This is a genomic window from Cohnella sp. GCM10012308 (genome assembly GCF_042649185.1).
Classification (GTDB): Bacteria; Bacillota; Bacilli; order Paenibacillales; family Paenibacillaceae; genus Cohnella.
Map to the genome: position 1 here is coordinate 106,693 of NZ_JBHRYU010000024.1, position 26,449 is coordinate 133,141.

At 59.5% G+C, this 26,449-nt stretch carries 27 protein-coding genes; 10 read left to right on the forward strand and 17 right to left on the reverse strand.

Translation table 11 applies throughout. The annotated features are described in order from the left end of the window. Positions 1 to 8: 8 nt before the first annotated feature. The 8 genes from ACFOTD_RS22950 to ACFOTD_RS22985 form a co-directional block, all read right to left on the reverse strand. Positions 9 to 734, reverse strand: coding sequence for an AraC family ligand binding domain-containing protein (locus ACFOTD_RS22950; protein ID WP_378122261.1), 726 nt, complete (start codon positions 732 to 734; stop codon positions 9 to 11). After that, entirely contained in the window at positions 724 to 1,170 is a 447-nt protein-coding gene (locus ACFOTD_RS22955; protein WP_378122262.1) for a hypothetical protein, read from the reverse strand. The genes ACFOTD_RS22950 and ACFOTD_RS22955 overlap by 11 nt, the downstream gene beginning before the upstream one ends. Positions 1,171 to 1,323: 153 nt before the next feature. Beyond that, on the reverse strand, positions 1,324 to 1,719 hold the full coding sequence (locus ACFOTD_RS22960) for a hypothetical protein (RefSeq protein WP_378122263.1): 396 nt from the start codon (positions 1,717 to 1,719) through the stop codon (positions 1,324 to 1,326). Positions 1,720 to 1,800: 81 nt separating this feature from the next. After that, complete coding sequence (locus tag ACFOTD_RS22965) at positions 1,801 to 2,424, reverse strand: hypothetical protein (RefSeq protein WP_378122264.1); 624 nt, start codon at positions 2,422 to 2,424, stop codon at positions 1,801 to 1,803. A gap of 526 nt (positions 2,425 to 2,950) precedes the next feature. Continuing rightward, positions 2,951 to 3,910 (reverse strand): class 1b ribonucleoside-diphosphate reductase subunit beta, encoded by a 960-nt coding sequence (gene nrdF, locus ACFOTD_RS22970; RefSeq protein ID WP_378122265.1) that lies wholly within the window; start codon positions 3,908 to 3,910, stop codon positions 2,951 to 2,953. A gap of 33 nt (positions 3,911 to 3,943) precedes the next feature. Continuing rightward, positions 3,944 to 6,028: a class 1b ribonucleoside-diphosphate reductase subunit alpha gene (nrdE, locus tag ACFOTD_RS22975; RefSeq protein WP_378122266.1), complete on the reverse strand. Its 2,085-nt coding sequence runs from the start codon at positions 6,026 to 6,028 to the stop codon at positions 3,944 to 3,946. Beyond that, on the reverse strand, positions 6,015 to 6,374 hold the full coding sequence (gene nrdI, locus ACFOTD_RS22980; RefSeq protein WP_378122267.1) for a class Ib ribonucleoside-diphosphate reductase assembly flavoprotein NrdI: 360 nt from the start codon (positions 6,372 to 6,374) through the stop codon (positions 6,015 to 6,017). The genes nrdE and nrdI overlap by 14 nt, the downstream gene beginning before the upstream one ends. A 471-nt stretch (positions 6,375 to 6,845) precedes the next feature. Next, the gene (locus ACFOTD_RS22985; protein ID WP_378122268.1) at positions 6,846 to 7,745 is read right to left on the reverse strand and encodes a helix-turn-helix domain-containing protein; all 900 of its coding nucleotides are present in this window, start codon (positions 7,743 to 7,745) and stop codon (positions 6,846 to 6,848) included. A gap of 156 nt (positions 7,746 to 7,901) precedes the next feature. Here ACFOTD_RS22985 and ACFOTD_RS22990 point away from each other — a divergent pair, with 156 nt between their 5' ends. The 5 genes from ACFOTD_RS22990 (at position 7,902) to ACFOTD_RS23010 (ending at position 11,881) form a co-directional block, all read left to right on the forward strand. Then, positions 7,902 to 8,639, forward strand: coding sequence for a ThuA domain-containing protein (locus tag ACFOTD_RS22990; RefSeq protein ID WP_378122269.1), 738 nt, complete (start codon positions 7,902 to 7,904; stop codon positions 8,637 to 8,639). A gap of 319 nt (positions 8,640 to 8,958) precedes the next feature. Next, positions 8,959 to 9,291, forward strand: coding sequence for a hypothetical protein (locus tag ACFOTD_RS22995; protein ID WP_378122270.1), 333 nt, complete (start codon positions 8,959 to 8,961; stop codon positions 9,289 to 9,291). A gap of 56 nt (positions 9,292 to 9,347) precedes the next feature. Then, a complete protein-coding gene (locus ACFOTD_RS23000; RefSeq protein ID WP_378122271.1) occupies positions 9,348 to 10,043 on the forward strand; it encodes a futalosine hydrolase in 696 nt (231 codons plus the stop codon). Next, positions 10,040 to 10,912 carry a 1,4-dihydroxy-6-naphtoate synthase gene (locus ACFOTD_RS23005; protein WP_378122272.1) on the forward strand — a complete coding sequence of 291 codons (873 nt, stop codon included), beginning with the start codon at positions 10,040 to 10,042 and terminating at the stop codon, positions 10,910 to 10,912. The genes ACFOTD_RS23000 and ACFOTD_RS23005 overlap by 4 nt, the downstream gene beginning before the upstream one ends. Positions 10,913 to 11,062: 150 nt before the next feature. After that, positions 11,063 to 11,881, forward strand: coding sequence for a helix-turn-helix domain-containing protein (locus tag ACFOTD_RS23010; protein ID WP_378122273.1), 819 nt, complete (start codon positions 11,063 to 11,065; stop codon positions 11,879 to 11,881). On the opposite strand, the gene ACFOTD_RS23015 is transcribed toward ACFOTD_RS23010, so the two are convergent. Next, positions 11,878 to 13,203, reverse strand: a complete 1,326-nt coding sequence (locus ACFOTD_RS23015; RefSeq protein WP_378122274.1) for a MalY/PatB family protein — start codon at positions 13,201 to 13,203, stop codon at positions 11,878 to 11,880. The two genes, ACFOTD_RS23010 and ACFOTD_RS23015, sit on opposite strands and share 4 nt — an antisense overlap. Positions 13,204 to 13,224: 21 nt before the next feature. Next, complete coding sequence (locus tag ACFOTD_RS23020) at positions 13,225 to 15,594, reverse strand: glycoside hydrolase family 95 protein (protein WP_378122275.1); 2,370 nt, start codon at positions 15,592 to 15,594, stop codon at positions 13,225 to 13,227. 150 nt (positions 15,595 to 15,744) lie between these two features. Between ACFOTD_RS23020 and ACFOTD_RS23025 the strand changes: the two genes are divergently transcribed. Beyond that, on the forward strand, positions 15,745 to 16,773 hold the full coding sequence (locus tag ACFOTD_RS23025) for an LLM class flavin-dependent oxidoreductase (protein ID WP_378122276.1): 1,029 nt from the start codon (positions 15,745 to 15,747) through the stop codon (positions 16,771 to 16,773). Here ACFOTD_RS23025 and ACFOTD_RS23030 read toward each other — a convergent pair. Next, entirely contained in the window at positions 16,770 to 17,774 is a 1,005-nt protein-coding gene (locus tag ACFOTD_RS23030) for a hypothetical protein (protein ID WP_378122277.1), read from the reverse strand. The genes ACFOTD_RS23025 and ACFOTD_RS23030 overlap by 4 nt on opposite strands. Next, positions 17,771 to 19,048, reverse strand: coding sequence for a M48 family metallopeptidase (locus ACFOTD_RS23035; RefSeq protein ID WP_378122278.1), 1,278 nt, complete (start codon positions 19,046 to 19,048; stop codon positions 17,771 to 17,773). Before ACFOTD_RS23035 ends, ACFOTD_RS23030 begins: the two co-directional genes overlap by 4 nt. 128 nt (positions 19,049 to 19,176) lie before the next feature. Between ACFOTD_RS23035 and ACFOTD_RS23040 the strand changes: the two genes are divergently transcribed. Together ACFOTD_RS23040 and ACFOTD_RS23045 are read left to right on the forward strand one after the other, a co-directional pair. After that, the gene (locus tag ACFOTD_RS23040) at positions 19,177 to 19,359 is read left to right on the forward strand and encodes a hypothetical protein (RefSeq protein WP_378122279.1); all 183 of its coding nucleotides are present in this window, start codon (positions 19,177 to 19,179) and stop codon (positions 19,357 to 19,359) included. Between the two features lie 97 nt (positions 19,360 to 19,456). Continuing rightward, positions 19,457 to 19,552, forward strand: a complete 96-nt coding sequence (locus tag ACFOTD_RS23045; protein WP_286672224.1) for a sporulation protein YjcZ — start codon at positions 19,457 to 19,459, stop codon at positions 19,550 to 19,552. An 88-nt stretch (positions 19,553 to 19,640) separates the two neighbouring features. Here the strand turns inward: ACFOTD_RS23045 and ACFOTD_RS23050 are convergent, their stop codons facing one another. From ACFOTD_RS23050 to ACFOTD_RS23065, 4 genes are read right to left on the reverse strand one after another with little or no spacing between them, the layout of a single operon-like run. Beyond that, a complete protein-coding gene (locus ACFOTD_RS23050) occupies positions 19,641 to 20,243 on the reverse strand; it encodes a response regulator transcription factor (RefSeq protein ID WP_378122280.1) in 603 nt (200 codons plus the stop codon). Then, a complete protein-coding gene (locus tag ACFOTD_RS23055; protein ID WP_378122281.1) occupies positions 20,240 to 21,385 on the reverse strand; it encodes a sensor histidine kinase in 1,146 nt (381 codons plus the stop codon). The genes ACFOTD_RS23050 and ACFOTD_RS23055 overlap by 4 nt, the downstream gene beginning before the upstream one ends. 1 nt (position 21,386) lies before the next feature. Continuing rightward, positions 21,387 to 22,139, reverse strand: coding sequence for an ABC transporter permease (locus tag ACFOTD_RS23060; RefSeq protein ID WP_378122282.1), 753 nt, complete (start codon positions 22,137 to 22,139; stop codon positions 21,387 to 21,389). Positions 22,140 to 22,174: 35 nt separating this feature from the next. After that, complete coding sequence (locus ACFOTD_RS23065) at positions 22,175 to 23,065, reverse strand: ABC transporter ATP-binding protein (protein ID WP_378122283.1); 891 nt, start codon at positions 23,063 to 23,065, stop codon at positions 22,175 to 22,177. A 226-nt stretch (positions 23,066 to 23,291) separates the two neighbouring features. Between ACFOTD_RS23065 and fabV the strand changes: the two genes are divergently transcribed. Then, positions 23,292 to 24,482 (forward strand): enoyl-ACP reductase FabV, encoded by a 1,191-nt coding sequence (gene fabV, locus ACFOTD_RS23070; protein ID WP_378122284.1) that lies wholly within the window; start codon positions 23,292 to 23,294, stop codon positions 24,480 to 24,482. Positions 24,483 to 24,525: 43 nt separating this feature from the next. Here fabV and ACFOTD_RS23075 read toward each other — a convergent pair whose 3' ends face one another. Beyond that, complete coding sequence (locus ACFOTD_RS23075; RefSeq protein WP_378122285.1) at positions 24,526 to 25,647, reverse strand: SGNH/GDSL hydrolase family protein; 1,122 nt, start codon at positions 25,645 to 25,647, stop codon at positions 24,526 to 24,528. Between the two features lie 161 nt (positions 25,648 to 25,808). Here ACFOTD_RS23075 and ACFOTD_RS23080 point away from each other — a divergent pair, with 161 nt between their 5' ends. Next, positions 25,809 to 25,967: a hypothetical protein gene (locus tag ACFOTD_RS23080; protein WP_158543922.1), complete on the forward strand. Its 159-nt coding sequence runs from the start codon at positions 25,809 to 25,811 to the stop codon at positions 25,965 to 25,967. The last annotated feature ends 482 nt before the right edge of the window (positions 25,968 to 26,449 follow it).

Consider the following 26,449-nt stretch of genomic DNA (forward strand, 5'->3'; position numbering starts at 1 on the left):
TCCCTTACTTAGGCTTGCCCGGCCGTCATCGTTTTCGTTTTCCTTCGCTGCAGCCTTAGCGATCGTACATACTCCATCGGCTCGACCTTATATTTATCCTTAAACATCTGCACGAGGTGCCGCGGGCTGATCTTCGAAAGTCCGGCAAGCCGCTTGACGGACAGCGGTTCGTAATAATGCTGCTCGATGTACGTCCGCAAATGCTCCAGCGCGATGTTCAGCTCGTCGCTGGGCTCGGCCATCCACTCGTTAAATACGCGATGGAGCAGCTCCTGGAACATGAACTGGCTGCGAAAGCGCTCCAATCCGCTCTGTCCCGTCATGCTGCCGTATGCGGCGCGGCACATTGCGGAGAGCGATACCGGCGGTATGCGCAGGGGCTTGCCCGCTTGGGGCATCGGCTGCAGCTCCGCCCGCGAGTCGCCGGCTGTATCCCTGCCCAGATCCCGCATAACGTCGAAGTGAAACATATAGAGCTCCATGGCCGCTTCGCCCTCCGGCAAGAGCGTGATCGATTCGCCGGGCTCCGCGACATAGATCGTGCCTTCTTCGACGCCGAACGCCTGGCCGTCGGTGAGCAGTACGCCGCGTCCCTCCGTAACCGAGAGCAGCGTATAAGACCCTCTGCCCTGTGGAACGGAGATGCCGGCTTGCGCGCTTTTCTTTGCGATCCGCCTTGCTTTTCTGAGCTTGAACCACAGATGATCGAGGTCCTTCCATCCGTCAGCCTGCATAATTGCGCTCCTCCTTCCCGTAGCCGCCTACCGGCTCCGTCATGATCGTCTCGACGAATTCGCATTCTACGGCGAGCCGCCCCCTCGCGCTGGGCATGCCGGGCAGCGGCAAGTTGACGCCATCGTCTACGATCCCTTTGCATGTAAAATAGATAAGGCAAGATTCGCAGCCCTTCTCCGCCATTTTCTCTCTGGAAAATGCGCGAATCGCATCCAGCAGCGTTTCATATTGTCTCGGACCTTGAAGTTCCGGCAAAAAAATTCTCGCACAAAGCTCGAGGCGGGCGCTGTTTCCTTCATGATCGGCGAACATTAGGCCTCGTTCGTCCCGCATAAATTCGTCCTTCATCTGAGCGATGGCGACCCACGGATCCAGTTGACCGTCGGGCGCATGGAACCCGTAGAGTCGATCCGTAATCGGAGAAGCGCAGTACATGATCAACATCCTTTCCGGCACGTTGGTTTCTTTATTACTATTTTATTGATAATGATTCTCATTGTCAAATTAAATAAAAACCGCCTGTACCTCCGCACTGCACTGCGGAAGCATGACGGGCTAATCGAATACGCGCTTGTAAAAGGTTGCGGCTTACGGTTCCTCGTGAATAATCGGCGTGTAATACCGCTTCGAACGATCGATCTCGAGGCGAATTGCACCCTGCTCCTTCGCCACGAACTCTACATCGTGCCGGATGACTTCAAGCTTGTTGTTAAGATGTCCAAGCATGGCGACGACGTCTTCCGCCTGAGACTGCTCCATCCGATCCAATTGATTGCCGATCGCCTGCAAACGCTCCTTGATCGGACCAAGCTCGGTTAACTGCTCTTTGATCGGACCAAGCTCAGCCAGCTGCTCTTTGATCGGACCAAGCTCAGCCAGTTGCTCCTTGATCGGACCAAGCTCCCTCTCCAGCTCGCTGCGCAATTCATGTCGTAGCTCTTCTCTGAATACCTGTCTAAGCGCGTTCAACAGCTCCAGATCCATCCGAATTCCCTCCATCGGCGGTATTCCCTGTATTATATCATCGACGGCAGAACTCGTCAGGAACCATTCGCACCCTCCAATTTATGACACGGCCCACTCCATCGCAGGATCTGCCGTCCCGCTGCCTTTACTTAGCCGCACGCGATCGAGCAACGGATAATCGTAGAGACGCCCTTCGTAAACCGTCTCCATTTCGGTATGTACTCTAAAATGATCGGGCGTCACGAGCGACGAAGGCCGATCCCACAACCGCAGCCCCGCTTCCCGAAGCGCCTGAGCCACGAACTGGGAGCAAAAAAAAGCTTTATCCGAGCCCATTTCGCGATCAAGCAGCACGCCGAGCAGACCAACGAGATTATAGCGATATTGATCCCGCTCCCGCTTGAAGCTCCCTACCACGCGGCGCGCCGTCTCGAACTGCAGCTGTGTAACTTTAAGCCGCAATAGCGCACACCGCGTATTCGGGAAATGGCTGAACGTGCCCGAATACACATTCTCTTCGACGAATCCGCCCGCGAAGGGATTGGTCGGCTTTTTCCGTCCGAAGCTGTATATTTCGCTTAAGTCGGCGCCGAACACGAGCGAAGCATGATTATAGGGCGCATCCGTGAACCGTTTGATCAGCGATGTGAACAATGTCCCCGTATCGGTCAATAAAATATATATGCTTTTCTCCCGATCGTCTCTGCGCTGCCCGTCATTCATCTTCGCCCGCTCCCCGCCACGTGATCTCTATGGCTTAAGCTTATCAAAGCGTATCATACGCAGGAATCTGGCGCAGGTGCGGTTTGCGGGACAGACTTTGGTCTTGGAACAAACTGGACCTTGGAGAAATTTTCCTCGATGCAGGCTTCGGCAGCAATGCGGTATCAGATGCAGGAGTCGCCACCTACTGGCGCAAATATGGTACGTCGAGTGCGAGCAGCGGACCGAAAAGCCGTTATTTTTCAGTAATCGGCTATTTTGCAGTAACTCCGGACCCTGGTTCCGTTATTCGCGCCAAAGTGTGCCGCTTAGGGTGTTATAAAGCAAAGTAACGTACCTCCTGTCCGCAATTGGATGATCAGAGGGACAAATTTAAAAAATAGCGCATCTGTGGTCCTCATTTGAGTATCCGGCACAGATTAGCCGCTCGGCTTGCCGGAATATGGGTTGGTGAGTACGAGCAGCAAACTTAAAACCCCGCAACCGATAAATCGGCTGCGGGGCAATGTGCTGTATCTATATGAAATTAGAATACGAAGTCCTCGTCGCGGAGCTGCTGAACGTTCGTCGTGCGAACGTAGCCATTGCCCTTTTTAGAGAAGAAATCGTGCTGCTTGGTACGCGTACTGATGCCGTTCTGGACGATCGGATTGATATCCTCGTCTTCGAACAACGGCTCGAGGCCCAAGTTCATCATCGCCTTGTTGGCGTTGTAACGGAGGAATGCCTTCACCTCGTCGGTCAGGCCGATCGCGTTGTACAGACTCTCGGTGTACCGCTCCTCGTTGTCGTGCAGGTAGCGGAGCAGCCCCTTGAGCGTCTCGTACGCGGCTGTCTGTTCGTCTTCGTCCAGCTTCGCGTAGATCTCCTGCGCCAGCAGTCCGACATAGACGCCGTGGATGCTCTCGTCGCGCAGGATCAGGTCGATGATCTCGCCGCTGCTCGTCATCTTGCCTTGTCCGGCCAGGTAAAGCGGGTAGAAGAAGCCGCTATAGAACAGGTAGCTCTCGAGCAGCACCGAAGCGCCCATCGCGAGGTACAGATCCTTCGGCGTGTTGATGTTGTTGTAGTACTGGGCGATCGTCTCCGCCTTGGTCTGCAGATGCGGATTGCGCTCGACCCAAGCGAATACCTGGTCGATCTCTTCCGTCGTCGCCAGCGTCGTGAAGATACTGGAGTAGGACTTGGCGTGAATCTGCTCCATCATCGCCATGAAGCCGAGCACGGCTTTGCGCTGCAGGCCTTCGACATGCTCCAAAATCTTCGGCATGCCGACGCCGCCCTGCACGGTATCGAGCAGCGTGAGGCCGCCCAGCACCTTCATGTACAGATCGCGCTCGTCGTCGTTCAGTTCCATCCACGACATCTTGTCGTCGGACAGCGGGATCTCCTCGTCCGTCCAGAATTGCATGATGTTCTGATTCCAGAACATCGCGGAGAAATCGTCGTCGGGGCGGTTCCAGTTGACCGCCTTGTGCGTTGCCATAGCTCTAATCTCCTTCAGATTCGCCTGTCCGTCTTAGACGGCGCAGGCGATGCATTCTTCGACGGACAGACGGTTCGTCCGCGTATAGTACAGGGACTTCAGTCCCAGCTTGTCTGCGTAAATGTAGTAGCGGGCCAGCTCGCGCGTCGTCACGTTGCTGTTGACGTGCAGCACGGTGGAGATGCCTTGGTCCACGTGGGCCTGAATCTCCGCGATCAGATCGAGCACCTTGAACTGATCCATCTGATAAGCCGATTTGTAATAGAAGAAGTTGTCCTGACGCATGAACGGCATCGGATAATACGTCGTCGAATTCGCATAGGTCCGCGTCTCGATCTGTTCGACGATCGGCATGACGCTGGAGGTGGCGTTTTGCACGTACGAGATGCTCTGCGTCGGCGCGATCGCCAGCCGGTACGCATGGTACAGGCCGTGCTTCATAACGTCAGCCTTCAACTGCGCCCAATCCTGCTGCGTCGGAATCGCGATGCCGGCGAACAGTTCCTTGACCTTGTCCGTGCGCGGCGTGTAGTCGGTCTCTGTATAACGATCGAAGTACGCGCCCTTCGCATACTCGGATTTCTCGAAGCCGTCGAACGTAATGCCCGATTTTCTGGCGATATCCATGCTCTTCTCGATCGAGTGGAAATTGATGCTCATGAAAAACGTGCGGGCGAAATCCTTTGCCTCGTCGCTCTCGTAAGCGATCTTGTTCTTCGCGAGATAGCCGTGCAGGTTCATCGCGCCGAGACCGATGGAGTGCAGCTCGCGGTTCGCTTTGGCGACACCCGGCGCGTTGGCGACGGTCGTCATATCGCTCACGGCGGTCAGAGCCATAACGCCCTCATGCACCGATTCCTTGATCTTCTTGTGCTCCATGACGTTCGCGATGTTCAGCGATGCCAGGTTGCAGCTGATGTCGCGGCGGATAACGTCGGACTGGCCGTAGTCGCCGATCTCGCTCGTTTCCTGCAGCTGGAAGATCTCCGTGCACAGGTTCGACATCTTGATGGCGCCGATGTCCTTGAGCGCGTGGTCCTTGTTCGCGTTGGAGCGGTTCATGATGTATGGGTAGCCGGATTCAAGCTGCGTCGTCGCGATTTTGACGAGCATGTCGCGCGCGGTCATGATCGCCTTTTTCTTCACCCGGTCGTCGGCCAGCAGCGTGTCGTACATCTCGTCGATATCCATGTCGTCGAGATGCTTGCCGTACGCCTTGAACACCGTATACGGCGCGAATACGTGCAGCGGCTTGTTTTCCTCGGCCAGCTTGTAGAACTTCGAAGGAACGATCAGGCCGATCGACAGCGTCTTGAGGCGCGTCTTTTCGTCCGCGTTGATCTTCTTGCTGTCGAGGAACTCCATAACGTCCCAGCCAAAAATATTGTAGTAGCCGGCGCCGGAGCCCTTGCGTTGACCCATCTGGTCGGCATAGGAGAACGCGTCCTCCATCAGCTTGAGCACCGGCATGATGCCCTTGGCCGCGCCTTCGACGCCCTTGATGCTCTCGCCGCGCCCGCGCAGCTTGGACAGGTTGACGGCGACGCCGCCGCCGATCTTGGACAGCTGCATGCAGGTGCCCAGCACGTGGTTGATCGAATTAAGCGCATCGTCCATCTCCAGCAGGAAGCAGGACACCATCTCGCCGCGGCGGCTCTTGCCCGCGTTCAGGAAGGTCGGCGTCGCCGGCTGCACGCGCTGTTCCATCATGGCCTGCGCCAGCAGATGGGCTGCATTAACGTCGCCGCGTCCCAGGTGCAGCGCGACGATCGCGACGCGGTCCGGGTAATGCTCCAGATAGATGCTGCGGTCGTTGCTCTTCACCGCGTAGTCGGTGTAAAACTTGGATGCCGCCATATAAGAAGGAAATTTGAAGTCGTAGCCGTGCGCAATCCGGTACACCTCTTCGACTTCGTGCTCCTTGTATTTCGCGAATACGTCCTCGTAATAGTCGTTTTCGATCATATAATGAACCTTAGACAGATGCCCCGTGAACGACAGGCTGCGCTGCTTCACTTCTTCCATAAACGCATCGACGGCCTCAAGGTCCTTATCCAATTGAAAGAAACCGTCAGCGTCGCGCTGCATCAGCAGGTTGTTCAATTCAATATGCCGCAACTGCGCTCACCTCCCGTTTAAAATTATCGACGTCGCGCTGCGTTCCCGACAGCTCGAACTTATAAAGCACCGGTACCCCGTACCGCTCGGCGATCGTGTCCGCGCTCTTCGCGAATCCGTTCCCCCAATTGCGGTTGCCGCTGGCCGATACGCCAATCATCTTGCCTGCATTGCGTTCCAGGAAGGAAACCACGTTGTCCGGCACTTGCCCGAATCCGGTCGTATAGGTGACGAGGACGAACGGCTCGTCCAACGTCTCGGTCTCGTCGATCGGCACGGCCGGCAGATCCAGCTTGCCCACGAACCTCCGTACGTTTCCCGTCTTCGATGCGTATGCGATCAGCATGGCGAAAACCCTCCTGAAAAATTCAAAATATGTAACAAAATAGAAGAAACGGCGCGCAGAAATACGCTGTGCGGGCATCACGAAAAAGCTTTCGCTCGTACTGCAATGCAGCCTTCGAAAACCCGCCTTATATCCTGTTGTTTGCACCGCCGGCACTGGCTTGCCGGGTCAACTTACCGTCATATTCCGCTACCGTTTATTAACCAACGACCGCGGAGTTTAAACCGATATGTTGAGGACATTTATAAATTTATATCAATATATTGTGCCTGTCAATCCATGGAGCGGCCTAAAATTTATAAGGCGCATGCAGGAATTCGCAAAACCCGCGCCCCGCAAGGGCTGCGGTCGATTGCGGTCGATCCGTAAAAAAACGGCGGGCAGACATTTGTTGCCGTCGGCCCGCTCCTACTACATATAGGGTGACTTCTCGTCCGATTTGTCAAGGGATTGTTTTCGGATTTTAAACGGTCAATTGCGCATGCGCTGCCTGAACTCCTTGGGCGAATGCTGGTTGTGCCGCTTAAATAATTTGTAGAATTGCGCCATATTCCAGATGCCCACCTCGAAGCTCACCTCCATGATGCTAAGGTCGGTCGTGAGCAGCAGGCGCTCCGCCTTTTTGATCCGGTTGAAATTGACATAGTCGACGAACGGGATGCCCATCGTCCGCTTGAACGTCTTGATGAAGTGGTGGTAGCTCATCCCCAGCAGGCGGCGCACGTCGTCCACCGCGATCTTCTCTCCGAGTCGGCTCTCGACATAGTCCAGCACCGGCCGCATCCGGACGATGCCCGCCTCCTCCGTCCCCCGCAGCACGCCGCGATCGTCGCCTCTGAGCAGGAGCAGCAGCAGGCGCTTAATCGCCGCGCTGACCGCGATCTCGTAGCCCGCTCCTCCCCTGTACGTCTCCTCGTAGATCTCGGCAATCCGCGCATGGGCCTCGTTTCTTGCAGCGGTATTGGCCTCGAATATGTAATTCAGGTCCTCGAGGGGACCGGTCAGCTCCGAGAAATGGTGAAGGTACGGCAGAATGCTCTGGTCGAAATGCCGGACGAGATCCACCTGGAAAACAATATAGCGAACGGGCGCGCCTTCCGCGACCCACGTCCTGTGCGGCCTCGACGAGCCGATCACCATCACGTCTCCGGGACCGAGCAGCGTCAGGGACGTCATCGTCTGGACCTCGAGACCGCCTTCGATGATCGCCAGGAACTCCACTTCTTTATGATAGTGCCAATTCCAGGCGTCCGCCGTCTTTCGGGCCTGACCGGGACCCTGAAGCTCCCATACTTTAAGGAACAGCAGCGGATTCTGATACACGACTTTTTCATTCACGGCTTCCGCATGCGTGTCGACGGCATTCGGCATCTTGGATCGTTCACCTCTTTAGTAGCTTCATCAAGCAGTATAACACTTTTGAATATAAATGAATTAAGATCAGACATATTCCGGCAAGCCTCGATTGTCTATACTGATAACAAGAAAGCATATACAACAAAATGACGATCGGGAGGATACATCTAAATGGCACAGCGTCTTAGAGTCACGGTATGGAACGAAAACCGCCACGAAAAAACGAACGAAAAGGTACGCGAGGTATACCCTGAGGGCATTCACGCGGCGATCGGGCAAGGCCTCGGCACGGACGAGTTCGAAGTTCGTTACGCAACGCTCGACGACGACGAGGAGCACGGCCTGTCGGAGCAAGTGCTCAGCGAGACCGACGTCCTGTTCTGGTGGGGACATATGGCGCACGGCGACGTCAAGGACGAGATCGTCGAGCGCGTGCACGGCCGCGTGCTGCGCGGCATGGGACTCATCGTGCTGCACTCGGGGCATTTCTCCAAGATCTTCAAGAAGCTGATGGGCACGTCCTGCGATCTCAAATGGCGCGAAGCCGACGAGAAGGAACGCATCTGGGTCGTGGCGCCGAATCACCCGATCGCGGAGGGCATCGGGGAGTACATCGATATGGAAGCCGAGGAAATGTACGGCGAGCACTTCGACATCCCGGCACCGGACGAGCTGGTTATGGTGAGCTGGTTCGAGGGCGGCGAAGTGTTCCGCAGCGGCTGCACGTTCCACCGCGGACAGGGCAAGATCTTTTATTTCCGCCCCGGTCACGAGACGTATCCGACGTACTACAACGAGCAGATTCGCCGCGTGCTCAGCAATGCCGCCAAGTGGGCCGCGCCTTCGACCCGCGAATACCCGAAGTACGGCAACCATAAGCCGCTCGAAGAGATCAAGCCGAAGTCCTGATCCATACGGTCATAGACAGCCCCGCCGGTTCGCGCCGGCCGGGCTGTCTTTTTTAATTTATACTGGGGCGGAAATTTGCGGAAAGGAACGCACAATTTCATCGTAACGGCGCATTATGGATGTACGGCGGTGTGCGGCGGGCCGAATAACTGCATATGTACAGGTATTCTCTACTGACTCGCGCCACCTGATGAAATACCTGCAGATGTGCAGGTAAATTCAAAGCGTAAGCCGGAAATTCGGCTGTTGGCTTAAAATAACTGCGCTTTTGCATCTATCCTGTTGAATCGAGGCGAGCGCGGCATAAAAAGATGTATATTTGCAGGCATTGCTGCTAAAAAAAGACGCCGGCGGCGACGGGGTCTCCTTGGAACGGCTGGCGGACGAGCTATCGATGGCTTTCCGAGCGACGCCGGTTTCGGATATCCGCCAAACTGAAAAGGACCATAAGGGCGATCTATCCCTGATGGTGTTTCTTACAGCTGTTTCTTACAGCTGTTTATTTCTGCTGTTTTTTCTTGCTTCTTTTCTCGCTTCTTTTCTTGCTTCTTTTCATGCTTCTTTTTATGCTTCTTTTCTTGCTGTCTTATTTTTCATCGGCAGGCTTGTCTCTGGCGTCCCTTCACTGCCGCGGGCAACTGCGGTAGAATAGAACGATGCCTCCGTGACGGGACATGCACGATATGGGACGAAATGGAGATGAAATGAATGACGGAATTGACGGGAAATCCGGGGAAAACGGGCTCTCCCTCCGAAGCCCGCGTCCTTGTGATGACCGCCGTGGAAGCGGAACGGGACGCGGCGCTCCGCGGATTGGACGGCGACGCCCGCTTCGAGGTGCGGCTGTGCGGCGTCGGACCCCCGAGCGCGGCCGCCCGCACGGCCGCCGCGCTCGCGGGCGGCGAGAGCTGGACGCTCGTCGTCAGCGCGGGCATCGCGGGCGGTTACCCTGGGCGGGCTCCCGTGGGGACGCTCGCGATCGGTACCGCCTCGGTCGCCGCCGATCTGGGCGTCGAGACGGCGGAAGGCTATGCCAGCGTGGACGAGCTCGGCTTCGGCACGTCAGGCCTTCCGGCGGACGCCTCGCTCGCCGAAACGCTGCTGCAGGCGATGACCAAGGCCGGGCTGGTCGCCGCCAGCGGTCCGATCGTGACCGCGTCGACGGCAACGGGCACGGCTGCTACGGCCGCCGCGCGCGAAGCCCGCGTGCCCGGCGCCGTGGCCGAGGGCATGGAAGGCTACGGCGTGGCGGTAGCCGCATCGTATGCGGGCAAGCCGTTTATCGAATTGCGCGCGATCTCCAACGCGGTCGGCCCGCGGGATCGCGACGCTTGGCGGATCGGAGACGCGCTTGCGGCGCTGTCCGCCGCGTTTGCCATTATGAAGGAGGTTAAGCTCGCATGAAAATCGCGTATTCCCCTTGCCCTAACGATACGTTCGTATTCCACGCGTGGTCGGCCGGTCTGATACCGGGCGCGCCTCGCCTCGACGTGACGTATGCCGATATCGATATTACCAACGGTCTTTCCGAGGGCACGGACGGCCCCGAAGTCATGAAGATCTCTTATGCGGCCCTGCCTTGGACGCACCCGGACTACGCCCTTCTGCCGTGCGGCGGCGCGCTCGGCCGCGGGTGCGGGCCGCTCGTGCTCACCGCAGGCACGCCTGCTGACGGACAGTCCGACCCCGCACGGCTGTCGGGCAAGACGGTAGCCGTGCCGAGCGAACGTTCGACCGCCTACCTGTTGTTCCGTCTGTGGGCATCGCAGAACGTCCCGGGCGGCGTCGGCCGGATCATCGTCATGCCTTTTCATCAGATCATGCCTGCCGTGCAGCGCGGCGAGATCGACGCCGGCCTCGTCATCCACGAAGCCCGCTTCACCTACAAGCAATACGGCCTCTCCATGCTGCAGGATCTGGGCAGCTGGTGGGAACAGGATACGGGCCTGCCGATTCCGCTAGGCGCCATCGTCGCGAAGCGCTCGCTCGACCTTGACGCGGTAGCGGGCTCGATTCGCGCTTCCGTCGACTATGCCTGGGCGAATCCGGAAGCCTCGCGCGAATATGTCATGTCGCACGCGCAGGAGCTGTCGCCCGAGGTCGCCAAGTCGCATATCGACCTGTACGTGAACGGCTTCACCCGCGACCTGGGCGCGGACGGCTTCGCCGCCGTCGACGCGCTCCTCGGCCGCGCCGCCGCGGAAGGACTCGTGCCCGAGGCGCGCGTCGCTTCGCTGAGACTGCGGAGCGGCCTGAACGCCCGCCAGGCATAGCAAGCTTGCCCGCGCCAAAACGGCCGCGCTCGTCCCGATCGGACGGCGCGGCCGTTTTTTTGTGCGCGACGGCGATTCATACGGCCGTCTGGCGTGTATGTACTAAACAGCGAAGAAGGCTGCATGCCGCAGCCATTGGAGGTTATGCGAGTGGCATCAAGCAGGTCGCAAGTTCCCTTCGAGGCGGTCAAATCGGCGGTTGCCGGGTCGGCCACTTACGCATCGGGGGGCAGGTTCGGGCCGCGCAGGCAGCGCGATTTTGAGCTATTGTTGCTGGATGCTGGCGAGATGCGCGTCACGATCGACGGGGCGCCGCAGCAGGTCAAAGCGGGACAAGCTATTTTGTTAAAACCAGGACACGTGGAGTCCTTCGATATAACGGGCAGCGACGTTACGCGGCACAATTGGGTCGCCGTTCAGATCGACAAGCAGTCGCTCCCCGGCGACGATGCCGGAGAGCCTCCGGGCGTGTGGCCCGTATCGCCGGAGATGAACAAGCTGGTCGAACTCATCCTGACCGTTCAGAACGAGCTGCCGAGCGACGGCGCGATCATGCGCAGCCTAGGCGCCGCAGTACTCCGGCTTCAGCCCGGTCCGGACGGCTCGGCTTCCGACGGAGGCGACGCTTCGAATGCGTCGCCGGCCGTGGAGCGGGCTTTGGCCTGGATCAGATCGCACTATGGCGGCGAGATCAAGCTGGGAGACTTGGCCTGGGAGGCCGGCGTCACGCCCGAGCATCTGGTGCGTCTTTTCAACAAATACGAGCAAGAAACGCCGATCCATTATGTGTGGCGGTACCGGACCGAGCGGGCTGTGGAGCTGCTCGAGCATACGGGGCTGCCTGCCGCCGAGATCGCTCGGCAATGCGGGTTCAAGACGCCCCATCATTTCTCGCGGACGCTGAAGCAGCTGACGGGACGCACGCCGTCGGAAATCCGCAGGGCCAGCTGGAACGGCGAAGAGCTCTAGCCTTCGCCTGCTTCCGCTTGACCTGTATCAGCTTGACCTGCATCCGTTTTACCTACTTCCGTTTTACCTACTTCCGTTTTACCTACTTCCGTTTTACCTACTTCCGCTTCATCTGCTTCAGCTTGGCCTGCTTCAGCTGTATCAGTCTTGGCTTCGTCGACGGACTGCAAGCTGCCGAGCGCCCGGGCGATCCGGCTCAGCCCTTCTTCCAAAAGCTCGCGCCGGGTGGCCAGATTGATGCGGACGCGTCCTTCCCCTTCGCTCACGAACGCGCCGCCCCCGCTAACGGCCACGCGCGCTTCCTGTACCAGGAGCCGTCCGAGCTCGGTCGAGCTTAAGCCGTACGCACGCAGGTCGACCCACAGCAAATAGGTCGCTTCCGGAACATATACGACTGCTTCCGGCAGCCGCTCGGTCAGATAGCCGGACGCAAACGAAACATTTTCACGCAAGTACGCAAGGCATGCCTCCAGCCATTCCTCCCCTTCTCGGTAAGCCGCTTCCGCCGCCGCAACCGACAAAGGATTCGGACTCCGGTATCCGAGCGCCTGATCGAGCGCTTTTCTTAACGTTTCGTCGGTCGCCACGGCGAACGACGTATGCAGTCCTGCCAGGTTAAACGTCTTGCTGGGCGCGATAAAGGTAACGGTACGCTCGGACATGCCCGGCAGCGACGCAATCGGGATATGAGAGCCGGTCAGGATCAGATCCGAGTGAATCTCGTCGGAAGCCACCGCTACGCCGTATTGGCGGCAGAGCTCCGCGAGCCTGTTCAGCTCGGCCTCCTCCCATACGCGTCCGGCCGGATTATGCGGGCTGCAAAGCAGCAGCAGCTTCGCGCCCGTAAGCCGAAACTTGGCTTCAAGGTCTTCAAAATCCATCGCGTACCTTCCCTGCTCGATCTTCAGCGGATTCAGCACGAGCTCCCGGCCTTGGCCGGTCACAGCATCGCCGAAAGGCCCGTATACCGGCGGCTGAATGACGACGCTATCCCCCGGCTGCGTAAAAGCGAGCACGGCTGCCCTCAGCAGCGTGACGACGCCCGGCGCGAACAACAGGTCGCCCGGCGCGACGGACCACTTGAACCTGCGATCCAGCCAGCCGGCCACCGCCTCGAACAGCGACGACGGCAGCTCGGTATAAGTGAAAAGTCCCGCGTCGACCCTGCGGCGGATTGCCGCAAGCACGGGTTCAGGTGCCTCGAAGTCCATGTCCGCAACCCATAGCGGGAGCAAATCCTCCCCTTTAAACAGTCGATTCATGCCCGACCATTTTAAGGAGTCCGGGAGCCGAAGCTCCACCTTTTTGTCAAATCGGTTCATTTTAAAGCCCTCCTGTCTATCTTAACGGCCGCGGGTCGCGTTGCTTAGCTTGAATTTTTGTCCTGCGACCGCCAGGAAAATCAAGCGGCCTTCCTTCGTCTCGAACGGCACGGCTCGTCCGTTTCCGTCTGCGAGCGCGACCGCCTCGTTCCCTGCCAGCCTTACCGCGCAGTATCCGTCCCGCTCGGCCGCCAGACGGACCTCGGTCCATTCGCCGTCCCGCCAATCGATATCGACGCGATAGCCGCCCCGCGCGCGCAATCCGCGCACGCTGCCGTCCGGCCAAGCCGCAGGCAGAGCGGGCATAATCCGAAGCTCGCCCGCATGGCTCTGCAGCAGCATCTCGGCGATGCCTGCCGCCCCGCCGAAGTTGCCGTCGATCTGAAAAGGCGGATGCGCGTCCAGCAAATTCGGATACGTCGACTTTGCGAGCAGCTGCGCGACGTAGCGGTGCGCTTCGTCGCCGTTGCCCAGCCTCGCCCACAAGTTCACGAGCCAAGCGCAGCTCCAGCCGGTATGCCCGCTGCCGGCCGCAAGCCGGAGCTCGAGGCTGCGACGGACCGCCGCCGCCAGCTCCGGCGTGCGAACGAGGTCGATCTGCTCGGCCGGGTACATGCCGTAGAGATGGGAGAAGTGCCGGTGTCCGGGCGACTCCTCCTCGAATTCCTCCGACCATTCCAGCAGTTGGCCCTTGGTACCGATCCGATACGGCTCGATCCGGTCGAGCGCGTCCTGCAGCTCCGGACGCCAGGCTTCGTCCTGGCCGAGCTCGACGCTCGCATCCAGCACGCTTTGCAGCAGCTCGGACAGAATCGAGAGATCCATCGTCGTGCCCGCGGAGAGCGAGCATTTGCGCCCCTGTGCATCGAGGAACAGGTTTTCGGGCGTCGAGGCGGGCGAGGTGACGAGCCGCCCCGAGCCGTCCGGCACGAGCCAGTCGAGCGCAAAGCGCGCCGCCTCCTTCATGACCGGATAGAACCGTTCGGCCAGCTCGGTCCTGTCTCCCCCGTACAGGTACCGCTCCCACAGATGCCTGCACAGCCATCCGGCGCTCATCGGCCAAAACGCCCAGCTGGCCGATCCCGTCACCGGGTTTGCCCTGCGCCAGATGTCCGTGTTGTGATGCGACGTCCACCCCCGCGCCCCATAGTGGATTCGCGCGGTTTCCCTGCCTTTGACGCTAAGCTCGCCGATCAGGTCGTACAACGGCTCGGCCAGCTCGTGCAGACCGAGCGCTTCGGCCGGCCAATAGTTCATTTGCGTATTGATATTGATCGTATAGTTGCTCCGCCACGGCGGCGTCAGATGATGATTCCAGATCCCCTGCAGATTGGCCGCCTGCGTGCCGGGCCGCGAACTTGAGATCAAAAGGTACTTGGCATAGTGAAAATACAGCTCTGCCAGTCCCGCATCCCAGGCGCCTTGTCCAGCGCGCCTCAGACGCTCGTCCGTCGGCAGCGCGGCGTGCTCGTCTTCTCCCGTGGCGCTCAACCTAAGATCCGTCCGGTCGAAATAAGCGCGATACGAATCCATATGCCGCTTAACCAGCGAATCGCCGTTCAAAAGAGAGGCGTCCGCCAGGTCCTGTATACAGCGCGCGACCGGATCCGGCCCCGCCGCGGGATCCTGGTCGTACCCGGCGAAGCTGGTAGCCGCCGACAGCAGCAGCGTCGCCCGCGAAGCGCCGGATACGCGCAGCCGGCCGTCCTCCGTCGTCTCCGACCGGCCGTCCGTATGTGCCGCATGAATGGCCGCGGCGAACGCGGTGCCGCGTCCCGGCGCATAGGATATCGCCGGATCGATAGAGACGGGCGCACGGCCGCTAATGACTGCGCCGCCCGCCTCCAAAGGGAATACTTCCGCAGGATGCGGACTCTCGAGCGAAGCCGTGAAGCTAAGCGCGCCTGGCCTGCTCGCCGTCAGCTTCACGACCAGTACCTGCTCGGCGGCCGAGACGAACGCTTCCCGCGTGAAGGCGACGCCATCTTCTTCATACGATACGACGTGCACGGCGCGCGAGAGATCCAATTGCCGGACATACTTGGAGGGCGCCTCGGGCAGTAGCGCTTCCATGTCGATCAGCAGATTGCCCAGCGGCTGATAGGCTTCCGTATCGGCGCCGAGCATATTCGACTCGACCAGCTGTTGGGCTTCCCAGTATCTCCCTTCGGCGATCAGCTCCCGGCTTCGCTCCAGATGCGGCAGCCCGCCGTGATTGTTCGTATCTATCGGCTCACCCGACCATAGCGTGTCTTCGTTCAGCATCATCCGCTCTCGCCGGGCATCCCCGAACACCATCGCGCCGATACGTCCGTTGCCGATCGGCAGCGCTTCGTTCCAATCCATTGCGGGCCGATCGTACCATAACGTCCGCGAATCTGCATTATTCATGCGAGACATCCGTCTTCCCTCATTTCGATAGCTAGCTGTTCCGGCCGCGGGCCGGACGAATACCTTCATGCTATCAGAAGGGATCGGGAATGTGAACGCCTTTTTGAAGGCGCTGCGGTATACTGGGAGGATAGATCGGAGGGGTTGAACATGAAGCTAAGCATATTGGACCAAGCGCCCGTCGTAGCCGGCCAAAGTCCCGGCGACGCGCTCCGGTCGTCGGCCTTGCTCGCCCAGGCAGGAGAGCGCTTCGGATATTCGCGCTTCTGGCTGGCCGAGCATCATGGGCTCGGCGGACTCGCCTGCTCCACGCCCGAGGTCATGCTGGGCATGATCGGCGCCGTGACCTCGCGCATTCGGCTTGGCGCAGGCGCGATCCTGTTGCCGTACTACAAGCCTTACAAGGTTGCGGAGACTTTCCGGCTCCTCGCTGCCTTGTTCCCCGGACGGATCGATCTCGGCGTCGCCCGGTCTCCCGGCGGTCCCGCCGAGATTTCCATGGCGCTGTCTGACAACTATCTGGAGCGCGCGCTGCGGATGCCCGACGATTTTGCCGCGCTCGTCCGTTATCTGAACGACGAAAAGCCCGGGACGCAAGCTCCGGAGCAAGAAGATTCGATTCAAGCGAAAAGGGGGTCGGCCCAAGCGCTCGACGCCTCAAGCACGGGTCCTGCGCCCTGGGTGCTCGGCACGAGCGTCAAAAGCGCGAGACTGGCGGCCGCCTTTGGGACGGGCTACGCATACGGCTATTTTATGAACCGCGAAAATGCGGCGGAAGCGATCGCCGCCTATCGCGACGCCTTCGACCGGTCGCGCGGCGAACGTCCCTGCGTCGTGCTGGCCGTGTCGGCCGTGTGCGCCGATACGCAGGAGCGGGCCGAGGAGATCGCCCGCGGGGTAAAGGCCTGGCGTTTGCTAGCCGGTCAGGGCCGGGGCGAAGCCGGCATTCCCGGTCCGGACGAAGCCGCCCGCCTGCTCGGTCCGGACGATTCGGCAAGCACGGACGAATCAGGCTTGGAGCACGCCATGATTGTCGGCGAACCATCGCGGGTTCGCGACAGACTTTCGGAGCTGCGCGAGACGTTCGGGGCGGACGAGCTCATGATCGTGTCGTATGCGCACGACTTCGCCGACCGGCTGCGCTCGTACGAGCTTATCATGCAAGCTTGCGGCGACTAGCGCATTCGCTCGGCCAGCCGCTCCGTCAGCCAGGGCCATAAGGCTGCGAGGGTCTCGTCCATGTTCGTCCTGCCGTCGCCCGCGATATACGGCGCGCGATCGCGAAAATAATCCGCATGTCCGCCGGCGATCCTTACGGCAGCGCGAGCGCCGGGCGCATGGCGATCGCCATGCCAGCCCGGCAGCAGCCGATCCGCTTTTTTGCCCCAGCCCCCGAAGGACCCGATCCGGCAGATCGGGTCAGCCGTTCGGCCTGCGCTGCGCGCTTCCGAGCGCGACGGTGCCGCCGCACGCGAGCCAAGCGCTGCGCCTCGCTCCTTCTGCGGTCCCTCAGCTTGCACGTAGAGCACGGCATCGCGCAGCGGCCCGGGAATTCTGCACTTCGGCGATCCGATCATGACGACGGGGCTCGGCATCCCGCCTTCGCGCGCGAGCAGCAGTCCCGATGCGTGAACGGCTGCCACCCCGCCCGCGCTATGACCGACGAACAACGCAAGCTCCTTAGGGCGAACAAAGAGGTTTGGTTCCTTCTCGGCGGTACCAGTCGATTGCATCAACTCTTCCTCATGCGCCGCCCGCAGGTTAACCGCCAGCTTTTCTTCCGTATCGTTCGCCGGCACTATAGCCTTATGCCTTTCATCGTCCACATGTCGAGCCGAACGCGCTCCCTCTTCCGCCCGGTCGCGCTCCAGCACGGCCAACGCTCTCTTCCCCCCAATGGACCGCTCATATCTGCGATACGGCAACATGATGTCAAAGCGCGCTTCCCGAACTTGCGGCAGCAGCCGCCTGTGCCAATCGTCATACGGAAAGATGACGCGTCCGCGCACGTCGAACCCCAGCCCGGTCAGACGTGTCGCCAGCGTATCCTTTAAGCGATCGAGAAAATGGGGCGCGCTTCGTACGCCGTTCAGCAAGTACAATCGCAGCAAGGGGGCCGTGCCGGGCTTCCCATAGCTCGTGGCTGCCGGCTTCGTGCCCTTTTCCGGCGAGGAAGTCATGGCGTTTTCTCCCCCTGCGCTTCAGCATAGCGTTCAGCCTGCGCGATCCGCGCCATATCGCTCGGATGGGTCGACCGCAGCCACTTCACGAGCAGCGGCGGGTTCACGTCGCTTAGCGCTGCGACGGCCAGCTTTTGATGCATCGTCACGGCGCCGTCGGCCGTGCCGAGCAGCTCGAGCGCGTATCTGTCCGCGGCCGCCTCGGCTTGTCTGGAGACGGCGTTGGAGACAGGCAGCGACCCGAAGCTGAGCACGGACAGCAGCAGTAAAATGAGCGGCAGCGCGTTCATGTCCGATACACGGAAGATGCCCCAATCCCTGCCTCGCGTCCGTACGACGATGTTGTAAATTCCGCCGCCGATCCAGAGCAGCGCGAAGGAGCTGCCGATCGCGCCGACCGCGCTCCATTCCAGGTGATGCTTGACGTAGTGGCCCATCTCGTGAGCCATGATTTGCATAATCTCGGGTTGCTCCAGCTTGGCGAGCGCCGTGTCCCACAGCACGATGCGAAGCGAACTCCCGATGCCGGATACGTAGGCGTTGATCGCATTCGTCTTGCCGGACATGCGCACCTCGTACACCCGGTCCGCCGGAATATCGGCCTTCCCCGCCAGGTCCAAAATCGCGGACTCGAGCGCAGGATCGGACAATTCCTCGAACTTGTCGTAGAGCGGGTCGATGACGACGGGCTCGACGTACATCATGAACAGCGTGAACGGCACCGAAATAAGCCACAACCGAAGCCACCATCGTCCGCCGCGCGACATGACCCATCTGGCTACGGCATATACGGCCAGCACCGTGATATAACCGATAACGAAGTCGAGCCCGCGGTCCTCCAGCCAGCCCCCTGCCGGTTGCGTCGAGATGCCGTAGCTGCGGGACACCGAATAGCTCGCGATCTTGAGCGGCAAATAAAGCAAAGCGGACGCCCCATATACGAGCAGTACGTAAAGAGGCAGGCGAAGGAACGAAGGCAGCCTGCTCCCGTCGATCCGATCCTTCCAGGCGCGCGACCAGCCCCCGGTCAACAGAAACAGATAGATCGCCCATTGCCAGGGCCAACTGAAGAAAAATATGCCGTTGCGGATCGCATTTAGCGTCGCGCTCTCGCGAAGCTGATCCGCCGTATAAAATAGCGACGGATCAGCAGCCGTTCCTTTGTACGCATCCGGTACCGCGTTGGGCGACGTGTACCATACGTACAGCAGCACGATCGCCGCGCAGCATGCCAACCACAAGCCGTACCTTCTAAGCCGCGAGACGGTGGACATGTCGACTCTCCTTGCCGGTCGTTTTTTCTTCATCATAAAAGCTGGCCGCAACAATTGCAAAAAACGCCCGATCGCCCTATGATCGTATCATCGTCTATTACTCGCCACACACCCGGAGGTTCAGCCGTATGCAGACACATCCGCTTCAATTCGTCATTTTCGGCGTTTTAATCGTCATTTTCGGCGTCGCCGACCTCATTTTCCTGAATCCGTACGTCGGTACCGTCCTCGTCATCGCCGGCATCGCTTTAGCCGTCTTCGGCTGGCGACGCGTGCAAGCATCCAAAAAGAAGCGGCCGCCTCAAACATGAAATCCGTTAATCTAGGCTATAGCATAAGCCGATCTCCGCGATCCACATACACTGTCTGAGCAATGAGCAATTTACCTCGGACACGGTGGTGATAGCGATGGGATATCCGGTTGAAGGCGGAGGCAGCGGCGCAGCGTTCGCGCTCGTTATGTTCGTATTGCTCGTCATCATTCTGCGGGTCGGCTTCTACTAATCGATACGGTAAATGAAAACGGCCTTGAAGGAGCGTCTTTCGCTCCCTCAAGGCCGTTTCCACGTTATGCGCCATAGGGGTCGTCAACCTAGCCCAGCCATCCATTGCGCTCCGCGATCAACGTCGCGTCGATTCGGTTTTTGGCGTCCAGCTTCTGGATCGCCTCGGACAAATAATTGCGTACCGTGCCGTGCGACAGGAACAGTCTCGACGCGATCTCGCCCGCGCCCAGCCCTGCACCGGCCAGCTTCAGCACCTCCCGCTCCCGCTCGGTGAGCGGATTTTCCGCTTCCCACAGCTGCATCGCCAGCTCGGGACTGACGGCGCGCCCGCCGCCATGGACGGCGCGCAGCGCGGCGCCCAGCTCGTCGATCGGCGAGTCCTTCAGCAGGAACCCTTTGACGCCGGCCCGCATGGCGCGCTGGAAGTAGCCCGAACGCGAAAATGTCGTCAGGATGACGACCTTGCAGCTAATCTTGGCATCCTTTAGACGCTCCGCGACGTCGAGCCCCGTCAGCTTCGGCATTTCGATATCCATCACGCAAATGTCGGGATCAAGCGATTCGATCATCTGGAGCGCCTGCTCGCCGTCCGCCGCCTGACCGACGACTTCGATGTCATCCTCTAGATCGAGCAACGCGCTGAGGGCGCCTCGCAGCATGCCCTGGTCCTCCGCAACGATGACTCTCATGCGCCCGTCGCCTCCTCGTCTCCCGTTTTTTCCACCAGCGGCAGTTTAACGATCAGTTGCGTGCCCGCGCCCGTTTCCGAACGCCATTCGAGCTCTCCCTCGATCAGGCGCAGCCGCTCGCGCATGCCGCGCAGGCCGGAGCCGCCCGCAGCCTCGTTCCCTTGCATGGCCGCGCAGCCGCGGCCGTCGTCGCTCACCGTCATCGCGATGCCCGCATCATGCTTGAACCATTCGATCCGGCACGACGAAGCTCCGCTGTGTTTGACCGCATTCGTTACCGCCTCCCGCAGGCACATCGCCATGATGTTATCGACGAGCGGCGGCAAGCCCGCCAGACAGTCCTCGCCCTGCGCCTCTAGTCGGATGCCCGCAGCCTGCAGCAGCTGCGACGCATGCGCGGTCTCCTCCCGCGTCGTTGCCGTATTCATGCCGGATACGAGCTCGCGCAGCTGCTTCAGCGCAGCTCGGCTCGTATGCTGCACATCCCGGATTTCGACGGCCGCTCGTTCCGGATTTTTGGCGATCAATCGCTCGGCCAGCTCGCTCTTCAGCGTGATGAGGGACAGCGTATGTCCGAGCGTATCGTGAAGATCGCGCGAGATGCGTTGGCGCTCCTCGCTCTTTGAGAGCCGGGCGATCTCGTCGTTGGCCATGGACAGCTTGTTTTTGAGCTCGTTCGAGCGTCTGGTGAGCTGCATGCCGAACGGCACCGTCAGCATGATCAGCATTGCGGGCAAATATTGAAAGATTTCGGTCTCGTTTTCGTACAGACCGAAGTATACGGCAACCGCTGCGAGCAACGCCAGCATGGCGCCCATGCCCGCGAATCTCTTCCACCTGACGTTCAGCACGCCGATGAGCGGCGATGGATAAAAGGTCAGGAACACGAAGTTCTCCCCATACAGCCAGCAGAAGGCACCGACCATCGCGAGCAGCAGCAGGGCGGCCGAAAGCCGGAACCTGGGCGCCTTGAAGCTGTACAAGTAGGTGCTGACGAACAAGCCCAGCAACAGCAGACTCGGTACCATCTGCCGGACAGGCATGCTCAGTATCGTTTCAAGCGGAAATACCAGATAGACGAGCCATATGAGGGAAAAATAAAGGGGCGGCCCGTTGCGAGCCTGCCCGCTTTTTTGCTTCATGCTACACCGCTTCCTGCTTTTTCATAATATAGGTAGATAATATCACGAAAACGAAAGCGTAAGCAGCCAATATTCCGAAGCCGGCCCAGTCGGGATGCCCGCCTCCTACCAGGTTCCACGCGCCCTGGCCGACCCGGTAGGTCGGAAGCCACTTCGCGATATCCTGCATGATCTGCGGAAACGAGCTCGTCGGCATCCACAATCCGCCCATGACGGACATGCCCAGATACAGAATCATGCTCAGCACTTGAACGGCATCCGCGTTGCGCATCGAACCGACGAGCGTAGCGAGCGCCATGAAGGCGAAGCCGCCCAGCCAGATCCACAGCCCGCTCTCGATCCAGACCGCGACAGGCAGATCGATGCCCTTGGATATGCCCGCGACCGCGAACACGAGCACGATAATGACCAGGTTGATGAGCGCTTGGGCCACGATCTTGGACACCACGTAGGAGCCCGAGGGGAGCGGCGTAATCCGCAGCAGACGGATCCAACCCTGCGCCCGCTCCTTGGCGATGCGGGGCGCGAACGAGGTGAGACTCGCCCCGATGACGCCGTAGGCGGTCATGGACATTAAGTAGTACGGGATCCAATCCGTACCGTCTATCGTTGCGTCCGCATTCATCGTACCTGTGAAAATGAAGAAGAAGGCGATGGGCATGAAGACGGAGAAAATGACGAACCGCTTGTTTCTCGCCGTACGCAGCATTTCCGATTTGCATTGCGCCCATGTCGCGCGCGCCGTCTGATTCATAGGAACAGCTCCTTCGATCTCTAATATGTGGTTGGTTAGTCGGCCTTGCTCACGAGCGCCTGGAACGCTTCCTCCAAGCCGCCGCTGCCGATCTCGATATCTCGCATGTCCGTTCGCCTGGCGATCAGCTCGGCGATCAGCCTGTCCGTATCCTCGCTCATCAGCTTTACGCGCCTGCCGCTGCGGCTGAGCTCCGTTACGCCGGGAATGGCGCGCAGCTCCGCATCGCTAGTCCGCTCTCCGGCCGTGAACGAGATGACGCGCCCCGTCGTGCGGGCTTTGATCTCGCTCGGGGAGCCGTCCGCGACGATGCGGCCGTCGCTCACGACGACGATCCGATCCGCGATGCTGTCCGCTTCCTCCAGATAATGCGTCGTCAGCACGATCGTCTTGCCCCGGTCCGCCATCTTCCGCACCGTGTCCCAGAACAGCTGACGCGAGGTGACGTCCATGCCGACTGTCGGCTCGTCGAGAAACAGCACTTCCGGATCGCCGGCAAGCGCGAGCGCGAATCCGAGGCGGCGCTGCTGGCCGCCGGAGAGCGCGGAGGCCAGCTTCCCTTTTTCCGATTCGAGCGCAGAGATCCGCAGCAGATCGGAGAGCGGCAGCGGCTTGTCGTAGTAGCTGCGGAACAGCTCGATGGTCTCGGATACTTTCAAGTTGTCGATGACGCTCACTTCCTGCAGCATCGCTCCGATTTTTTTCCGTACGCCAGCCTCGCGCGGATCGCTGCCAAGCAGCTTGACCTTCCCTTCCGTCGGCTGCAGCAGGCCGAGGATCATCGACACCGTCGTCGTCTTGCCGGCGCCATTGGGCCCGAGCAGCGCGAGCACGCTTCCCTTGGACACGCGAAGCGTCAGTCCGTCGACCGCGCGTTTGCCTTTATATACTTTGCTGACCTGTTCGAGTTCGATGACATGGTCCATCGCGTCTTCCTCCATTCGTCTAACCGCTAGACACATTGTAACGTTTGGAAAAATGTTCATGCACTCACAAGCGTAATCTTCCTGGCATGACAACTGTCATATGAAAATCGTATGGCCGTCGATGCCCGCATACCTTCCCATCCCATGCTTGAATTAGGTACAATAGGGAAGTCAGGCCAGCTTGGCCGGTCCTCAAACTCTATATGGCAAAGGAAAATGCGAACCCATGATCATCCAACCGAAAACTCGCGGCTTCATCTGCACGACCGCGCATCCGGACGGCTGCGCTATCCAGGTTCAGCGTCAAGTGGAATATGTGAAAGGCAAGCCTGCCGTCAAAGGTCCGCGCAATGCGCTCGTTATCGGCGCATCGACGGGCTACGGTCTCGCCTCCCGCATCGTCGCGGCCTTCGGCGCCGGCGCGAATACGATCGGCGTCTACTTCGACAAAGCCGCCGAAGGCGCCCGTACGGCCTCGGCCGGCTGGTACAACTCGGCCGCCTTCGAAGAGACGGCTTCCGAAGCCGGGCTCAAGTCGTTCAGCATCGTCGGCGACGCCTTCTCGGACGAGATCAAGGACAAGACGATCGCCACGATCCGCGAAGAGCTCGGACAAGTCGACCTCGTCGTCTACAGCGTCGCTTCTCCGCGCCGGACGCATCCGAAGACGGGCGAGACCTTCTCCTCCGTCATCAAGCCGCTAGGCGGCACCTACACGAACAAGACGGTCAACTTCCACACGGGCGAAGTATCGCTCGCCTCGATCGAACCCGCCACCGAAGAGGAGGTTCGCCAGACGGTCGCCGTCATGGGCGGCGAAGACTGGGAGATGTGGATCGACGCGCTTCGCGAAGCAGGCGTCCTGACCGAAGACGCCACGACCGTCGCCTATACGTATATCGGGCCGGAGATCACGCATGCCGTTTACCGCGAGGGTACGATCGGGCGCGCCAAGGAGCATCTGGAAGCGACGGGGCTTCGTCTGAACGATCGGCTGTCCGCAACCGGCGGTCGCGCTTTCGTATCGGTGAACAAGGCGCTGGTCACGCAATCGAGCTCCGCTATTCCGGTGGTTCCGCTTTATATTTCCGTGTTGTACAAGGTCATGAAGGAAAAAGAAATTCACGAAGGCTGCATCGAGCAAATGTACAGGCTCTTTTCCGAGCGTCTGTACGGCGGCGGCGAGACGGCGGTGGACGAAAAGGGCCGCATCCGCATCGACGATTGGGAGATGCGTCCAGAGATTCAAGCCGAAGTCGAGCAGTTGTGGGCGGCGCTCTCCACGGAAAACGTATACGAGCTGTCGGACCTCGAAGGCTACCGCAAGGAGTTTTTCCAACTGTTCGGATTCGAGACAGGAGCCGTCGATTACGAGGCGGAGGCCGAACCCGACGTAGCCATCGCAAATTTGCGCTAGACGACAAAGGGAGCCCCTCGTTGGCTCCCTTTTTTTATGCGTTTTAAGAGATAACGCCGATAAAGGCGAGATCGAAGCGCGTGCCGGCGCAATCCGGCTTATTGCCGTGAATGACTTCAAGTTCGACCTCGTGTCTGCCGCCCGGCAGATCGTCGGTTATCGTCTCCAGCTTAAGCCATCCGGTCGGCCCGCACCATGCGGGGCGCTCCCTGGACGTTTCCTTCCACTCCCCGCCGTCGATCCGGTACCGGCACTCGGCCGAATTTTTGCCGAAGTCGAATGCCAGGGCAAGTCCTCTTCCATCAAAAGAAAAAGCGAGCTTGGCTCCGATCGCCGATGTCGACAGCGCACGTTCGATCCATTCCAGCGTCACCCAACGTCGGACGGTCCAAGGCCCTTCCGTCCGTACCTTCTCGAACGGTACGAACGAAACCTCTTGCCAATGCCCGGGGTCCAGCGGCTTGGGCAAACCTGCTGCCGCTCCCGCGTCCGCTCGTTCTGCCTGCTCGTCCACGCTTGCAAGTGCCGTTTGCAAATATCCGATGACGCTTCGGCCATAGCTGTAGCTGCCCCGTTCCGTCGGGTGAAGACCGTCCGGGAGCCACTCCTCCCAACGCATGAGACCCGCTTTCACTTCTTGGAACGCGTGCATGCCCATCCACACAGAGCTGAGGCCATAATGCTCCGCCAGCACCTCGAATTCCTCGATGCTAGGCGGCATATGTCCCTCCGACATCGGTCCGTACATGTCCTGGCAGTATGTATAGACCAGCACAACATCGGTCGTGCCGCTCGCAAGCAGCTGCCTTAGCAAACCTTCGCGCGTTTTTTGCCGACGATCTGTCGCTACGCCATTGTCGTTCACCGCAAATTCCACGAAAACGATATCGCAGCCCCGATCGATCAGATCCCGCTTGGCACGGAAAGAAGCCAGATCGCTTCCCGTCGCGCCGATGCCCGCATTCTCTACGGCGAAGCGGACTTGCGGATAGTTCGCGACCAGCCAGCGCGTGACCGGCTCCGGCCAGTTATGACCTGCTCGTTCGTCCGTAATCGATCCGCCTATAAAACCGACTGTTAATTCGCCTTCCGCTAGCTTTCGCTTCGTGTTCGCCAATTGTCCGCGCACGCGGACGATTTCCGGCTTGCTCGCTGCCCCCGACATCACTCGATCGCTCCCCTACAAGTTTTGCTGCTCGACGTTATTTTAACAGCATGCGGCCTAATGGCAACCCTATAATGCTGCGAATTTTTTTCTGCGCTTTTGTTCAAACTCGCCAGATTGGGTAATAGAAGATATCCCCTTACGATATGGAGGTCATCACAATGGTACTCGTACTCGGAATCCTAGCGGTTATCGTAGCCATCGTACTTTGGTTGGCCAAAGCAGCGGTCGAATTCGTCTGGTCGTTCGGCGGCATCGGCCTGATCGTCCTGATTATCGGTCTTGTCCTGCTGTCCCGTGGCCGCAGAAACGCATTATAACCACCCTACTTAGAAGAAGCCGCCGGCATGTGCCGGCGGCCTTTTCGTTTGTTCATCGGCGCTTTGACAACTCCGCACACAACATCCTATACGACGACGCCCGATCGGACTGAGAATCCGTTATTTTTGCTCAGACTACCGTTTCCAGCTTCTAAGTGACACAGGATCCAATCGTTTTGCAAACATCCTAACATAGTGGGCTGCAGTTCAAGACGAGAAAGGCTGTCAGTGGGGGAACAACTTGTTTTCTCCAGCAAGCAAAGTGAAGATGGTAAGGATAACTTTGCACATCTGTTAGCAGAAAAAAACAAAACAAAGCCCCTCCCAAAATGTACGAATCACCGATTTTTTTTTTGGAAAGCGATTTAGTTTAAGTGCGCAATATCCGTTGAGGCTTCAACCTTTTCGGACGTTTTCGTGGCCGTCCTCCGCGTTTGCGTCGACCTCGGCTTGTGCGTTCTCGCTTTGGACACAGCGCATCC